At 38.3% G+C, this 16,799-nt stretch carries 11 protein-coding genes; 3 read left to right on the top strand and 8 right to left on the bottom strand.

Going from position 1 to position 16,799, the window contains the following annotated elements; genetic code table 11:
- Window positions 1-163: 163 nt before the first annotated feature.
- Genes RWM06_RS01860 through RWM06_RS01850 form a run of 3 tightly spaced genes read left to right on the top strand, consistent with a single transcriptional unit; the run spans window position 164 to window position 3,015 of the window.
- Window positions 164-1,087, top strand: a complete 924-nt coding sequence (locus RWM06_RS01860) for an FAD:protein FMN transferase (RefSeq protein ID WP_313969904.1) — start codon at window positions 164-166, stop codon at window positions 1,085-1,087.
- 59 nt (window positions 1,088-1,146) lie between these two features.
- A complete protein-coding gene (locus RWM06_RS01855) occupies window positions 1,147-1,752 on the top strand; it encodes an NADPH-dependent FMN reductase (RefSeq protein WP_000915949.1) in 606 nt (201 codons plus the stop codon).
- An 18-nt stretch (window positions 1,753-1,770) separates the two neighbouring features.
- A complete protein-coding gene (locus tag RWM06_RS01850) occupies window positions 1,771-3,015 on the top strand; it encodes an NAD(P)H-dependent oxidoreductase (RefSeq protein WP_125421183.1) in 1,245 nt (414 codons plus the stop codon).
- A gap of 115 nt (window positions 3,016-3,130) precedes the next feature.
- Here the strand turns inward: RWM06_RS01850 and RWM06_RS01845 are convergent, their stop codons facing one another.
- From RWM06_RS01845 to RWM06_RS01810, 8 genes are all read right to left on the bottom strand, one after another.
- Entirely contained in the window at window positions 3,131-3,388 is a 258-nt protein-coding gene (locus RWM06_RS01845; RefSeq protein WP_084926903.1) for a DUF896 family protein, read from the bottom strand.
- A 41-nt stretch (window positions 3,389-3,429) separates the two neighbouring features.
- Complete coding sequence (gene glyS / locus RWM06_RS01840) at window positions 3,430-5,466, bottom strand: glycine--tRNA ligase subunit beta (RefSeq protein WP_313969903.1); 2,037 nt, start codon at window positions 5,464-5,466, stop codon at window positions 3,430-3,432.
- A 211-nt stretch (window positions 5,467-5,677) separates the two neighbouring features.
- The gene (glyQ, locus tag RWM06_RS01835; RefSeq protein WP_000038733.1) at window positions 5,678-6,595 is read right to left on the bottom strand and encodes a glycine--tRNA ligase subunit alpha; all 918 of its coding nucleotides are present in this window, start codon (window positions 6,593-6,595) and stop codon (window positions 5,678-5,680) included.
- Window positions 6,596-6,630: 35 nt separating this feature from the next.
- Window positions 6,631-7,002, bottom strand: a complete 372-nt coding sequence (locus RWM06_RS01830) for a GFA family protein (protein ID WP_125421189.1) — start codon at window positions 7,000-7,002, stop codon at window positions 6,631-6,633.
- Window positions 7,003-7,285: 283 nt separating this feature from the next.
- Window positions 7,286-12,025, bottom strand: a complete 4,740-nt coding sequence (locus RWM06_RS01825; RefSeq protein WP_313969902.1) for a S8 family serine peptidase — start codon at window positions 12,023-12,025, stop codon at window positions 7,286-7,288.
- A gap of 201 nt (window positions 12,026-12,226) precedes the next feature.
- Window positions 12,227-13,618, bottom strand: coding sequence for a peptidoglycan-N-acetylglucosamine deacetylase PgdA (pgdA, locus tag RWM06_RS01820; RefSeq protein ID WP_313969901.1), 1,392 nt, complete (start codon window positions 13,616-13,618; stop codon window positions 12,227-12,229).
- Between the two features lie 89 nt (window positions 13,619-13,707).
- Window positions 13,708-14,898, bottom strand: coding sequence for a methionine adenosyltransferase (metK, locus tag RWM06_RS01815; protein ID WP_313969900.1), 1,191 nt, complete (start codon window positions 14,896-14,898; stop codon window positions 13,708-13,710).
- Between the two features lie 499 nt (window positions 14,899-15,397).
- Window positions 15,398-16,741 (bottom strand): DEAD/DEAH box helicase, encoded by a 1,344-nt coding sequence (locus RWM06_RS01810; protein WP_313969899.1) that lies wholly within the window; start codon window positions 16,739-16,741, stop codon window positions 15,398-15,400.
- Window positions 16,742-16,799: the final 58 nt, after the last annotated feature.

Below are 16,799 nucleotides of genomic sequence, written 5' to 3'. Positions count from 1 at the left end.
CTTTGTTTTCTGAGCATATTTCTTGACAACTTTACAAATTTTATTTGTGAAAACGCTGACTTTATGGTATGCTAGTGTTATGGAAAGAAAATGTAAGGGATTAAATTTAATATAAATTTACAATATTTCAACCTTCTTTTCATAAGAGAAAGGAGTTGGTAGCTTGCCTCTTAGTTCACATTCTGAAAGGCTAATGGGGACTACTATCACTATTTCATTAGTGGATGAGCGAGCCGATATCTTGCTCCAAAAGTCCTTTGATTTGCTCAAAGATCTAGAATACCGCTTCAATGCCAATAGCCAAGAATCTGAGTTGATGGAGATCAATTATCAAGCTGGAATAGCTCCAGTCAAAGTTCATCCAGATTTGTTTGAATTGATTTCACTTGGATTAGAGCATAGCCTAGCGCCCTCTAGCCATCTCAACATCAGCATTGGTCCCTTGATTCAAACCTGGCGTATCGGTTTTTCAGATGCCAAAGTTGCCCAACCTCAGGAAATTGAGGAGGTTCTCCCTCTAATCAATCCTCATTATATCGAGTTAGATTCTTCCACTTCTACTGTGTTTCTAAAACAAAAAGGAATGAAAATTGATCTTGGTTGTTTAGCAAAGGGTTATAGTGCGGATAAAGTTGCCCAATTTCTTAGAGAAGAGGGAGTGACTTCTGCCTTGATCAATCTAGGAGGAAATATCCTGACCATTGGAAAAAGTCAGGCAAGAGGGGATCAAGCTTGGCAAATAGGGATTCAAGACCCAGCCAATCCGAGGGGAAATCACTTAATGACAATCCCCGTTGTCAATAAATCTGTCGTGACTTCAGGCATTTATGAACGTCACCTGACTGTCGATGGGAAAGATTACCATCATATTTTTGACAGTCAAACAGGATATCCTGTTGAAACGGAACTAGCTAGTCTGACAATCATCTCTGATAAATCAGTTGATGGCGAAATCTGGACCACTCGTCTATTTGGAGAAAGACCTGCTTCTATCCTTTGGCAAGTCGAAAGTTTGGAGGGCATCGAAGCTATCCTCATCGATAAGGAAGGTCACCTAAGCTGTTCTTCAGGAATTCCAACTCTATAGAAATAGATGTTTCAATAGAGTTTTAAAATCGTATTATGTAAAAAGAGAAAGGAAATCTCATGTTAAAACTTATTGCTATTGTTGGAACAAATTCAAAACGTTCTACAAACCGCCAATTGCTTCAATACATGCAAAAACACTTTGCTGAAAAAGCTGAAATTGAACTTGTTGAAATTAAAGACATTCCTGTCTTCAACAAACCAGCAGACAAGAACGTACCTGCTGAAATTCTAGAAATAGCTGCTAAAATTGAAGAGGCAGATGGCGTTATTATCGGTACTCCTGAGTATGACCACTCTATCCCAGCTGTTTTGATGAGCGCTCTTGCTTGGTTGTCTTATGGTATCTACCCACTTTTGAATAAACCAATCATGATTACAGGTGCTTCATATGGTACGCTTGGTTCATCACGTGCCCAATTACAACTTCGCCAAATCTTGAATGCTCCAGAAATTAAAGCAAGTGTCCTTCCAGATGAATTCTTGCTTTCACATTCTCTTCAAGCCTTCACCCCAAGTGGAGACCTAGTAGATCTTGATGTTATCAAAAAACTGGATGCCACTTTTGACGACTTCCGTATCTTTGTAAAAATCACTGAAAAATTGCGTAACGCACAAGAATTACTTCGCAAAGATGCTGAAGACTTTGACTGGGAAAATTTGTAAGATAGGAGACCAAAAAGAATGAAATTTGTTGGACTTGTAGGATCAAACTACGATCAATCATATAACCGTAAACTCTTGGAATTCATCCGTCGTCACTTCAAACTTAAATTTGAATTAGAAGTTCTTGAAATTGACGAAGTTCCAATGTTTAACCAAGACGAAAAATGGGACGAAAGTTTCCAATTACGTTATTTATATAACAAAATTACTCGTGCTGATGGTGTTATTATCGCTACTCCTGAGCACAACCATACAATCTCAGCTTCCCTAAAATCTGTTCTTGAATGGCTTTCATATGAAGTTCATCCATTTGAAAACAAACCAGTCATGATTGTGGGAGCATCTTACTACGACCAAGGTACTTCTCGTGCCCAAGTTCACCTTCGTAAGATTCTTGACGCTCCAGGTGTCAATGCCTACACTCTTCCTGGAAATGAATTCCTTCTTGGTAAAGCTAAAGAAGCCTTTGATGTTAATGGGAATATCACAAATGAAGGAACTATTAATTTCCTTGAAACATGTTTAGACAACTTTGTGAAATATGTGGGAGTCGTTTCAAAATTGAAAAAACCAAAACCAATCGCACCAGAAGATTTATATTGTACAAATCCAATCGCAACTACCATTCAAGGAGTTGACCCTGATGATCCTGAATGGGTAGAAAAAGCTGCTGAGCTTGTTGGAGCTGTTTCTGGAGATACTTACGTTAAATTAGACCACGGTATCTTGACAGTTAACCAAATTGATATGTTCTTGAAAGCAATGCCATTTGAGTTGACATATGCGGATGATAATAACCAATTCTTGTACTACAATAACGCCCACCAAGATCCAAACACTATGTATGGTAAACGTGTGCGCGTTCAAGCAGGTAGCCGACTAGGAACAGTACATGCTTCTCTACCACCTGCAAGAATGAAAAACGTTGAGTGGGTTGTAGGCGTATTACGTAATGGTGATCAAGAGTATGTTCGTACAATTGTTCCGGGACAACCAGAAGGTGTAATTAATACTCATAACTATAAAGCAATGTACTATCCAGATGGCTCATATGCTGGAATTAATGAAATTATCTTTAATTTCCAACCATGGCTTGATTGGTACTTAGAAACAACTGGTCAACGTCTAGTTGGTGGAAATGCTGCAGCATCTGCTGGCGGACATGGTCACGGCGATGCAGATGCTACATCTGGAGCTTCTGATGCAGGTGATGCTGGAGGCCACGGTGGTGGTGCAGACGCTACATCTGGTGCAAGCAACTAATAGTAATTTTAGGAACCATCTTGGTTCCTTTTTTAGCAAAAAAAGACTAGCAAACACAAACTGCTAGTCTTTTGGTTATTCTTTCATCTATCCTTATTAAAAGAAAGAATACTTATTATGAATTTGGATCATCGAGACTACGGCCATGTAAACCTTTTTCACGTTGGACTTGACGTAGTTTCTCTGGTGTAACATCGTTTCCTTCTTCGTCCACAATTTTGATCCCTTCGATGTGGTGACGAACAGTGCGACGATAACCTTCGATGTACTCCTCACGTAGTTTGGCTTGTTCTACTTTTTCTTCTGGGGTCAAGCCTTCTGTTTTTTTCTTTTTAGCAAGCTCGTTGATACGAGCAATTTTTTTCGGATCCATTTCTTCTCCTTTTTGATAAAATAAACTCCGTTTGACTGAGTTTATTTAGTATTGATTTGGTTAAAACGAGCAAGTTTGGCTGCTTTTTGAGTTAAATGAGACAAGATTGCCAAACGATTTTGACGAACAGCCTGATCTTCTGCCATTACCATAGTATTCTCAAAGAAAGAATCAATAACTGGACTAAGCGCAAAGAGCTGTTTCAATTGCTGACTGGCAGTCCCTGACAAAACGAGTGATTCTACTGCTTCTGCCAAGGCTTTCTCTTCTTCATTCTCAAAGAGAGCTGAATCAACTGTAGCAACTCCTTCTGCCTTCTCAGCTAAGTTAAAGGCACGAGAAAGTGATTCAACAGATGGTTTAAAATCTTCTTCCTTGCTTGCTTCTACGAGAGCACTTGCCGCTTCCAACATATCCGCCACAACAAAGTTCGAACTTGCAAGGACCGCTTCCTTGACATCTTTTGGAGTAGAGCCCATCATCTTATCAACACGAGCCTTAATAAAGTCCATAACCTCCGCTTTATTTTCATAAGTTAAGCTGTCGAATTTCAAATCATAAAGGCTATCAATCAGCTCATCCATAGCAATGTGCCAACCAAAGGCATCCAAGATACGAACCACACCTTGAGTTGCACGACGAAGGGCATAAGGGTCATTAGAACCTGATGGAATCAAACCTACTGAGAAGAAACTCAAAATCGTATCCAATTTGTCTGCAATAGCAAGTACTGCACCGACCTTGCTCTCTGGAAGTTCTCCTTCAGCTGACGTAGGCATGTAGTGTTCACGAATAGCAGCTGCTACCGCTGGAGTTTCCCCAGCAAGAAGGGCATATTTTTCACCCATAATTCCTTGGAGCTCGTCAAATTCGCCAACCATACCTGTCAACAAGTCAAACTTGTAAATGGCTGCTGCACGGGCTAAGTCAATCGTTTCATCCGCTGACAAACCTGCTTTTTCTGCCAAGAGAATAGCAGTCTGACCAGTACGAATCATGTGTTCACGAAGGGAACCAATCTTCTCATGGAAGGTTACATTGTTTAATTTTTCAACAAGGTCAGAAATCACCAATTTTTGGTCTTCACGCCAGAAGAATTCACCGTCTTCTAAGCGGGCTACCAAAACTTTTTCATTACCCTTGATGACATTTTCCAAATGCTCTGCATTTCCGTTACGGACAGAAATAAAGTTTGGCAAGAGGTTGCCATCTTGATCACGGACAACAAAGTAACGTTGGTGTTCCTTCATCGAAGTCACCAAAACTTCTTCTGGAACTTCAAGGTATTTGGCATCAAAACTTCCCATAAAGGCAGTTGGGTATTCAACCAAGTTCAAGACTTCATTAAGCAAGTCAGTATCAATTTCGATGCGTACACCATGCTCAGCTTCTATTGCTTTGATTTGGTCAACAATCATTTGCTCACGTTCACGTGGATCTGCGATTACAAACTGCTTACGAAGATCTTCTTCATAGCTCAAAGCTGACTGAATCTTTGTTTCTTGTCCCAAGAAACGATGGCCACGGCTCACACGATCACCCTTGATATCAAGGAAATCCAAATCAAACTCTTCTTCATCTAAAAGAACAGTTAAAGTGTGAACAGGGCGGATGTATTCAAAGCTATTGCCAGCCCAGTGCATGCTGACAGGGAAAGTCAATGACTTCAAAACATCCACGACACCTGGAACAATGGCTTCAACTGCTTGACCAATTTCTTCCTTAGTAACATAGACGTATTCTTCACCCTTGATTTCACGGAATTCGATATCTTCAACAGTCAATCCTTTCCCACGGACAAATCCTTGAGCTGCTTTGGTGAAGTTCCCATCACTATCCAAGGCAATTTTCTTTGCTGGACCCTTGAAATCTTCTGTCAAATCAGCCTGTTTGTCTGCAAGACCAGTCACACGAACAGCCAAACGACGGGGTGTTGAGAAGGTTTGAACAGCTTCAAAAGAAAGACGGTTTTCCTTGAGGAAGGCTGCCATTTTTTCGCCTAGTTGTTTTTCACTTGGTGTGACAACATAGGCTGGTAATTCTTCAAGACCGAGTTCTACTAATAAGTTTTTTGTCATGTTTTTTCTCCGAAAAGTATCTTTTTATTTTTCAGTTTGCCTTATGTGATTGGCACGCAAGTAACCAACTTCGTTGTTTCATTGCTAAAATTGAAGCCAAAAGTCTCCAATTTTGCCTAGTATCCTTAGCTTCACTAAGGATACCTTCATCACTGCGGCAACTGGCTCAGGGCTCACTCTGTTCGCCCATTTTCATAATTTGTCACTCTCTTTATTCTGCGTCTTCTGCTAGGAGTTTAGCTCGTGTTGCTTCATCCAAAAGTGGGTAGCCTAGGCGTTTGCGTTCTGCGACAAAGGTTTTGGCTACGACACGGGCTAGGTTACGAATACGAGCGATATAGCCTGCGCGCTCTGTTACAGATACGGCACCACGCGCATCAAGCAGGTTAAAGGTGTGTGAACATTTGAGAACATAGTCATAGGCAGGGTGCACCAATCCTTCTTCCAAGGCGCGACCAGCTTCTTTTTCAAACTTATCAAAGTTTTCAAGCAACATTTCTTGATCCGAAATTTCAAATGAATATTTTGAGTGTTCGTACTCAGGCTGGATGAAGATTTCTCCGTATTTTACACCATCAGCCCATTCAATATCATAGACAGAATCCACTTCCTGAATATAAGAAGCTAAGCGTTCCAAACCATAAGTAACTTCTGCAGTCACAGGGCCAGTTGCCAGTCCACCGACTTGTTGGAAATAAGTAAACTGAGTGATTTCCATCCCATCAAGCCAAACTTCCCAACCAAGACCAGCTGAACCAGTTGATGGGTTTTCCCAGTTGTCCTCAACGAAACGAATATCGTGTTCCAAAGGATTGATTCCCAATTTTTCCAAAGACTCAAGGTACAGTTCTTGAATATTTGATGGAGATGGCTTCATGACCACCTGGAATTGGTGGTGTTGGTAAAGACGGTTAGGATTTTCTCCGTAACGACCGTCAGCAGGACGACGTGATGGCTCTACATACGCTGCATTCCATGGCTCAGGTCCGATAGCACGAAGGAAAGTGTAAGGACTCATTGTTCCCGCACCTTTTTCGTTGTCATAAGCCTGCATAAGCATACAACCTTGGTCATTCCAAAATTGTTGCAAAGTAAGGATGATTTCCTGGAAAGTCAATTTTTTAGACATTATTTTCTCCTTTAATTTATATTATCTTTTTAGCTTTATTTATCAAGCAACCAAGAAAAAGCTGGGGCCTGAAAAATATGACGTTTGGGAACAGTTTGTAAATTCTGATCGCATTCATCTATTGTACCTAATTTCAAAGCACAGACTTCTGGTATATTTTCTTGAACAGTGAAAATTTGACTATGACAGTTCTGACAGTAATAACGCTGTTTTCCTGGAGAAGAACTATAGGAAACAAGCTTTTCTTTTCCATGCAATACTAGCTTTTCACTGCTAACTTTAGCATTAACTGTATAAGCAGACGCAGTTGCTTTCCGACAAAATGAGCAATGACAAAAAACTAATTCCGATAATTCCTCATCTAGAGTGTAGGTCACTGCTTTACATAAACAAGATCCTTTAAGCATTATGCTCCTTTCTACTTAGGCATTAGACGAATTCAAAAAGAACCGAATTTCAACACCCAAGCCTTGCGACTAGGGGCGTCAGAAACGCGGTTCCACCCTAATTTATTACTTCATTGTTTTTGAAAATACTACAGAAAGCGCCAGTTCTTTATTTTGCCCTACTTGGCTCCCACTATCCCAAGCTCGCTTGAAGAACGCCATAAGACTTTCTTTCCTGCAGACTATTATATCAGAATTGTAACATACTGTAAATCAAAAACTATAGAAAGATGTATAGTATTCTCTACTCACTTTTTGAAAAAGTTGCAAGTCCAATAACTGACAATAAGAGAGAAATTCCAGAAATACTTAGAATAATAGAAATCATGTTATTCTCACCAGTAGCTGGTAATTGTTTTCCTTCTTTGTTGACTGTAGCTAAAAGCACTTGTTGACCACTTCCAGCTAGTGTTTTATTCTCATGATTAGCTTCTATAATTGATGGAGTTTTCTCAATTTTATCATTGCTAATTGAAGGCTTAATAATTGAGACTTGTCTATTGTGACTTACTAATTTAACAGGTTGCACTTGAGAAACTGGCTTAATCGATGCAACTGGTTTAGCTGGATTAACTGCCTTAACTGGTGCAACTGGTTTGGTTGGAATCTCTACTTTATTAGCCTTCAGTTTTACAGTCGTCTCTTTTAGAGCATTGATTACTGCATTAATTTCTTCTTGACTAGCTTCTGAATTTTCTAAAAGTAGCTTAGCTTTGCTGAAAATAAGATTATATGCATCCTTCTCCTCTTTGCTAGCTGTCAAAAATCTTGGATCTTTGTCTTGGAACTTCACTTCATCCACGATAACATTTTTTAGGCTCATGAAATCTGTTTCTTTCCCATTCAGCTGTTCTTGTGCTTTCAAGAAAGTGGTCAATAGACGATCGATTTCATCTTGAGTTATCAAATCTTTTGTAATTAATAATGCTAAGAGTTTAAATTCACGATCATATTGACCTTTACGTTCTTGATCAGAATTTATATATTTACCTTTTTTAACTGTCTCAGCATATGCTTTAATGGCATTCTTCAATGATGTGATATCAGATTCCTTACCATCCAATGTTTGCATAGCAGACTCTAAAGCCTTAACAATTTGGTCAATTTTATCTTGGTTAAGTTTACTTCCCAATGTTAGTTGCGCATCTTTGACACTTTGGTCAAACATCTCTTTTAAATTCTGTTTTGTATTATAATATCTTGGAGTTTTAACTACTTCCATTTGTTTATTTAAAGCTGCAATCAAGGCTAACTTAGAAACAACTGAAAGTGACAAAACATTATTTTGACCAAACAGAACTTTAAATGGTTGAAGATTATCAAGTAATTCATAACCGTTTGACAGATTTACAAGAACCTTATATTCACCAGGAACCACTTTCTTACCATAAGAATGTTTACCATATGTTTCAGCTGGCAAGACTTGACTCTGACCGTCTTCACCTACCAAAGTAATCGTTGTAGTTCCAGGAACAGCTTGATTAAAGCCAACCGTTACTGGGGCATATTTCATTTTGTTAGCCAAGAAGGTAATAGTTTGAAAACTATTTTCTTTCGTTAAATCAAATTCCTTAGATAAGGCACTCACAAATTTCAACTCTGTACGGTCATAGCTAAAAATTTCTGCAACATAATGTCCAAATTTCAAGAAATTAATATCTTTTGATTTATCAACAGTTACATATTGACCTTCACTATTTTTAATGCGATAAACATAAGTCGTATCAATCTCACTCTTTGTTTTATTATTTAATATAGCAATCTTTACACGGCCACTATTTTCTTCACCTACAAGATTTTTTAGAGATATAAAGTCTACATTTCCCGCAAAGTCTTCCACATAATAGAAGATTTTCGATTTATCAATGTTCTTAGGAAGTGTATAACTACCATCTTCATTTTGTTTGATAATTTGATACTGTTCGATTTCTGAATCTGTCGATTCTCTATTTTCAGAAGGACGAATATAAAAGACTTTTTCTAAAAGAATTCCCCCATTTCCTACATCCTGAGGTTTACGAGCTATAAATTGTTCTTGATCTTTTTGAGAACGAATATATCCCGAAGTAATCAGAGGTTTTTGTGTATCGATTTGAATTTTAAATGTTGTGTATTGTTCTTCAGCTCCAGGGACATCTGGCTTATAACTAATAACATAGTCATAAATTCCATCAGAGACTCGATTTCCGTTAGAATCCTGTCCTCCCCAAGCTGTTTTATCTACAATATAACTTCTTGGATTTCTAGTATCGCCATCAAAATAATTTTTTACAAGGTCTGTTGGACGACTTTGCCAAATAGGCTGACTGTGTGTTGTATCCGAAGAAGCATAAACCGTCGCACGAAGATTTACCAAGTTTCTATAGACAAGAGTTTTAAACCGAACAGAATCTTTATTACCATCCTCATTTGGCGAGATAGCAAGGCGGATGTTCCCCTTTTCATCTAATTGAAGATGGTATTTTCCTTCAGCATCTTGTTTCACTCCGAGTACAGTCACTCGATTGCCTTGACGCTCTGCTTTTAAAACATTTAAATCATTTTCAGAACTTGTTAAATAAGTTGCATCGTCCGAAGGTGAAATTTCTGGATTATCCTTATCAATTTTAGAGTAAAATCCACTTTTTCCTTCCTGAATCAAATTATAAATTGGTTTTTCTATTGCAGGTAGATTTTGGAATTCTCCCTTAAATCCCATAAATGGTAAACCAATAACAGAACCATCATCTGCAGGATTGACAAATCTAACAAATCCTTCTAGAAAATATCCATTTGGCATTATTTTGCTAAGTTCTTCAGTAAACTTACTTGTATCTACACTAACTGTTACCGTCTTCGTACTATGAGCTTTCACAGTTACTTCAGGCCAAACTGTTTCAGTTAGTTTTCGTGGACGGAGAGTGAATTTCCCTTCTTCAACTTCGTCCGTATTTGTATTTACAATCATCTTCAATGTTTGGTCTTTATCCGAAATATTATGAATTGTAACTTCAAAGGTAAATTTATCACCAACATTGCCAAGAGTAACACTTGGATAGTTATTTGCACCTGTTACAAATAAATCTGTGCTTGTTGCCGCCATCGTGTCAACTACGCCCGCACCTTGCTGACGTGGAGAAGTATAGGCTCCAGTTTGTTTATTAAAATGTGGTTTTGCAGTAGACATAATTAAAGCTTTTACAATCTCTGAAATTTGACTAGCTGATAATTCAGGGTGTTTCTTTGCTAAATATTCTTTGACTAATGCTGCGACACCAGCTACATGAGGAGCCGCCATACTTGTTCCACTGATACTTCCATAACTATTGTCATTAAATGATGAATAGATATTTCCACCAGGTGCAGTAACATCTGGTTTCAATTGTCCATCTGTTGTAACTCCCCAACTTGAAAAATCTGATAATTGGTCTGCAACATCTGATTTACGATTATCCATCTTATGATTAAAGACAATTTTATACTGACCAGATTTAAGAATTTCACCATAATGTTTTGAAATAAAGACAGATGGGATTTTCTTAGCATCACCTGTAACAGACATACTAACATTTGCACCTTCAACGTTGTTATAAATTAAAACTCCAACTGCACCGTGTTGAAGAGCATTTTTAATCTTATCAGAGAAATGGATTTTACCACGTTGAATCAGTGCTAACTTGCCTCTTACATCAATATTAGCAAAATCTTCTTCACGACCAATACCCGCTGCTACATATTCGTATTCTTTCCCTTTTTCAAAATCTTTTTCTGCTTCAGGTCTATTAAAATCAAACTTACCATAATCAAGTTTAGTATCATTTTCTAAACCTTTTACTTCAAAGACTTCAGTAGTTAGAATTTTATTATTAATCGAAGCAACAGAAATTGAATCTTCTACTGTAGAGGGATTTCCAACCAGTCCGTAATCAGGATTTTCTGCTAATGGTTGTGAAAAACCTCTACCGAAAGTATTGCTATTACCAGCAGCAATAACAACAGATACTCCTTTAGCGCGTGCTCTTTTTACTGCTTCAATAATATCTGAACCTGCATCTACCATTGAACCCGCACCTGCACCCAAACTCATATTGATCACATCTGCACCTAACGCAACTGCGTCATCAATGGCTTTTACATAAAAGGCAGATGCTGTAGTTTTATCTCTGTCTGAAAAAACTCTCATAAACATTATTTGAGCTTCTGGTGCAACTCCATATACCTTCTCAGAATTCGGAGCTTTATTAACTGGATTTCCAGCTACAATACCAGTAACGTGCATTCCATGAGACTCTTTTTCAGCCTCTTTTATATTATCTGTTCCATCAAAGTAATCATAAGCATATACTACCTTGTCACTGTACCATTTCCCATAGTCAATACCAGCAGCCTTTTTAGCTTTTTCTATATCATTCTGATTTTTAAATTTCGCCTTTGACGGATCAGAAATACGCAGAACCTCATGATTCAAATCAAGACCTGAATCTATAACAGCGACTACAGTGCCTTCCCCTTTGTATCCTTCTTCCCATGTTTTAGGAACAGTAATCATTTCATTACTGGAGATACTATTTGGTTTTTCTTTATGTCTGCTTTGAGATAAGGACTGTGATTGTAAGCTTTTCGAAGAAGAATTACTTTTCACTGCTGATTCTTCTTTCTTCTCTTCACTTTTTATCGCAGTCATTTCTTTCTGTGTGCTTACATTCTTGTCTGACTTATTATCTCTATATTCTATAGAATCATCTTGTTTTAATGACTCTGTCACTTCTGTTTTTTCCTTCGAAGAAGAATTTAGAGCATTCTTGTCAGCCGTGACTGGCGGTGCGAGCTTATTTGAATCATCTAATTTATTAATTGTTACTGCATGTGTAACTTGATTGGATGTTTCAATTTTTCCCTCATCGGCACTAACCTGTGCGAAAGTAAATCCGAATACAAAGACCGATAGCAGAAAAATCGTTGCTATTTGGTACTTTTGATGACAAAAATCTTTGCAATCTCCCATAAAATCACTCCTTTTTATTTAAATTAAAAGTATTATATACCAAATTATCAGAAAATTCTATCAAAAAAATATTTTGTAACAAAATTGTAATATTAATCATATCATACGATTTAAACATAAAAAATTAGCCTTGAGTGATACAAGACTAAATTTCTTTATTGAAAAATTACTTGCTATTTAATTGGTCATTCAGCAAAAATCTTACTGATCACGATTATAGAATAGTTCATGTGATTTTAATCGTGAATTAAGCATTTCTGGAACTGTGACAAAGTCATAACCTTGCCCTTTCAAGTAGTCAATAACCTTCGGTAGAGCATTTACAGTCTCAGCATGGATATCATGCATGAGAATAATAGAACCATTCTTGACTTCACGCTGAATTTCTGTCAAAATAGCTGCTTCATTTTTACTCTTCCAGTCCAAACTATCCACATCCCACATAATAAAACTCAAATCGAGGCTATTGCGAATGTCGTCTGTAATGGCTCCATAAGGCGGACGCATGAGTTTTGAACTAGAACCCAGCACTTTAGTTAGTGCAGCCTCAGTATCAGTTATTTGTTTTTTGGCTTCATCAAGCGAAAGTTTTGAAAGCACTGGATGACTCCAACTATGGTTTCCAATGACATGACCATCTGCTTTCATGCGTTTCAAAATCTCTTCATTACCAGAAACATTCTTACCTAAAACAAAGAAAGTTGCCTTGATACCATACTTAGAAAGAGTATCTAATGCTTGATTGGTCGTCGTAGGATTTGGTCCATCATCAAAAGTCAAGGCCACTACTTTACGATTTTTCTTTTCATAATAAGCCTTATATAGCTCTGCATCCTTATCTAATAAATAAGAGGACTGAACAACTTCAAAGAAACTAGATACTGGCAAGGCAATCTCGTCTAGATTTTCAACTGACTGACTTGGATAAAGGATAATCTGACTATCCTTATAATCAAAATTCCATGCAGACAAGTCTTGGTCAGAGAAACCTTTAACAATATGATCGACCTTTTCTTGCTCCAATTTCTTGTCCTGTAAGAAAGAAGTCAGTTCTTGTATCAGTTTCTCTTTGGCCTTACTAGCATCTGAAAATAATTGATCAAGTGTAAAAGGTTTACCATCTTCTGTCAAATGGACTTTTGCCAGACTAGTTTTTTCAGTCTCTTCAACTTTTGACGAAGCTAAATCATAGACTTGTTTCATCACACTTCGGTTGACAATCCCTTTTAAAGTCGAATCCTGTTTCTCCGTATAATAAAAAACCAGATTTTCCTTGTCCTCTAGATTGTCTTTAATATCCTGTGTCATGATTTCCTTTATAGACGAAATCACTTGCTCCCCTTGGAGAGGATAATAGGCAATTACTTCGACTTTTCCCTTACGAAAATGATCCTTCTGATTTCCCTCACTCAATTGATCATCTTTCTCTTTTTTGAGCGATTCAATCTTTTGTTCAAAACTTTGTTTTGTGTATATTTTGTATCCAATCATTGAACCAAGGACACAAATACTTACTGAGAAGATAGCTACTAGGGCTATTAGACTCATTCTTATCTTATCGTGATTCTCACGCTTTGCTCTACTTTTATCCATAAGACCATCATATCAAATTCAGGCTATAATTTCAATGATTTTAGAGGAAACAGTATATTAAAAAGAGAGGAAGTTCCCCTCTTAAGATTTTATTTGACTGCTTCTTTCAAAGCATCTACCTTATCCAAACGTTCCCATGGAAGATCAATATCTGTACGTCCCATGTGTCCATAAGCCGCTGTTTGACGGTAGATTGGGCGCTTGAGGTCCAGCATTTGGATAATTCCTGCAGGACGAAGGTCAAAGATTTGACGTGCTGCTTTTTCAAGCTTGCTTTCAGCTACTGTTCCTGTACCGAAAGTATCGATACGAACAGAGACAGGTTGCGCAACACCGATTGCGTAAGCCAATTGTACTTCTGCTTTCTTAGCAAGACCTGCTGCAACGATATTTTTGGCAATATAGCGAGCCGCATATGACGCAGAACGGTCCACCTTAGTCGCATCCTTACCAGAGAAGGCACCACCACCATGACGAGAGTAGCCACCATAGGTATCTACGATAATCTTACGACCAGTCAAGCCTGAGTCCCCTTGAGGTCCACCGATTACAAAACGACCAGTAGGATTGATGAAGAATTTGGTTTGCTCATCCAAGTAAGAAGCTGGAATAACCTCTTTGATAACCTTGTTAATCACATCATTGTGAATTTGTTCGTTGCTTACTTCTGGATCGTGCTGAGTTGAAATAACAACTGTGTCCACACGTACTGGACGGTCATTTTCATCATACTCAACCGTAACTTGTGATTTAGCATCTGGACGAAGATAGCTAATTTCCCCAGACTTACGAAGTTCTGCCAGACGACGAACCAACTTATGACTGAGTGAAATTGGCAATGGCATGAGCTCTTCTGTTTCATCCACTGCAAATCCAAACATGAGCCCTTGGTCTCCAGCTCCAATTAAGTCCAATGAATCTTGGTCTGCATTTCCACGAACCTCCAAGGCTTCGTTAACACCTTGGGCGATGTCAGGAGATTGTTCCACCAAAGATGGGTGCACTCCTACAGTCTCAGCAGAAAAACCATACTCTGTATTGGTATAGCCAATCTCTGCAATGGTATCACGAACCACACGGTTAATATCCACATAGGCATTTGTAGAAATTTCACCAAAAACGTGGACGGAACCAGTATATACAGCTGTCTCAGCAGCAACGTGCGCATCTGGATCCTTAGCTAAAATAGCATCCAAAATCGCATCTGAAATTTGGTCTGCAATCTTATCTGGATGCCCCTCAGATACAGATTCAGACGTGAATAATTTACGTTCTGACATAAAAATGTCCCCCCTTAAAAATAGTGTTATAGAGTTACAAAGTACTGATAGGTATTTTCATTTTCTAAGAGTTACGACGCGAAAGAAATAAAAACGATACTTTTTTATTTCTGAAGCTAGTAAGGCGCATAGGGTGGTCGCCTTATAGCGACAACCGTAGAATGACGAGCGACTACTTTAGAGCCGTCATTCTTTGCGAGTTACGACGCAAAAGAAATAAAAACGATACTTTTTTATTTCTGAAGCTAGTAAGGCGCATAGGGTGGTCGCCTTATAGCGACAACCGTAGAATGACGAGCGACTACTTTAGAGCCGTCATTCTTTGCGAGTTACGACTCGAAAGAAAAAATAGAAATTTCTATCATCTTATCGGGACTATATAACGTTACCATTATACCATTTTTAGGCGCAATTTGCAGTCTTTAATGTAGTGTTTCTATTTAGATAGTTTGTTCTCATAAATAAAAAAAGTTGGAGTTCAGTACTCCAACAATTATTATTAAAATGTTTGGCGTTTTGCTTTACGCTCTGCACGACCACGAGCGCGATTTTCAGCACGCTTGTTTTTGCGACGTTTTTCATCAACCGCCCATTGAATTTTTTTCTTATAACCTGGTTTGACTTTTTTCTTTTTCTTTTTAACCAAACCAATCATTTCGATATCAAGTTTATCTTGTTTTTTCTCACGGTTGGCACGACGATCACGGTCATAAGTATCTTGAAATTCTCCGTCTTTGACCATCTTAGGAGTAAACTTGATTCCCAATTTCTCCAACTCACGGATATCCGAGTCATCACTTGGCTGATAAAGGGTAATAGCTGTACCTGGTAGGCCATTTCGTCCAGTTCGACCAACACGGTGAACAAAGAAGGATAAGTCTTGCGGAATGGCATCATTGATGACATGGCTGACACCTTCAATATCAATTCCACGCGCTGCCAAATCTGTTGCGACAATATACTCAAAATCCAGATTTTTCACCTGATTCATAATGCGTTTGCGCTCACGAGGGGCAATATCCCCATGGATTTTTGCCACCTTCAAGCCTTGAGCAGTCAGATATGAATGCAATTCATCAGCACGCGTTTTAGTGTTCACAAAAATCATTGCCAAATACGGTTGCATCAACTGAGTCAACTGGTAAATTTGAGCATTCTTATCTCGGCCCTTGGTAGAAATCAACCAATTATCAATGGTGTCAGAAATGACCGTTTTGGTCTTGATTTTCTCCATAACAGGATTTGATAAGTATTTTTTCAAGAATGGTTGCAGTTTTTGTGGAATAGTCGCTGAGAAGACCATGAATTGCAGGTCTTTTGGAAGGCTGCCAGCAATCTTATCCACAGTTTCTAAGAATCCCATATCCAAGGTCATATCTGCCTCATCAACAACAAAGGTCTTAGCTTTATGAATAGCTAAATCACCAGATTTAACCAAGTCATAAATACGGCCTGGCGTTCCGATGACAATATGAGGCTGGTTGCTTGATAATTTGTCAATCTGGCGAGCCTTATCTGTCCCCCCCACATAATTAACCACACGAACTTCTACTTCTGAGTGAGTTGCAATCTGACGAGCTGCTTGGTAAATCTGAGTGGCTAATTCACGGCTCGGTGCAGTAATCACTGCCTGTACACTATCGCTGGCTTCATCTAATTGCTGGAAAATCGGCAATAGGAAAGTGTGAGTCTTACCCGAACCTGTTTTTGATTCACCGACTAGGTCACGACCTGCCAAAACAATAGGAATCAACTTATCTTGCACCTCTGTTGGAGTTGTAAATTTCAACTCCTGCAAGGCTTCTCTAATATAGTTTTTAAATTGAAATTTCGTAAATGACATAATATCCTCGATTCTATCTATCCTATCAATTATACCATATTTTATTCCATTTCAGTAG

The sequence above is a fragment of the uncultured Streptococcus sp. genome (assembly GCF_963516575.1).
Taxonomy (GTDB): Bacteria; Bacillota; Bacilli; order Lactobacillales; family Streptococcaceae; genus Streptococcus.
This window is presented reverse-complemented; position numbering and strand designations above follow the sequence as displayed.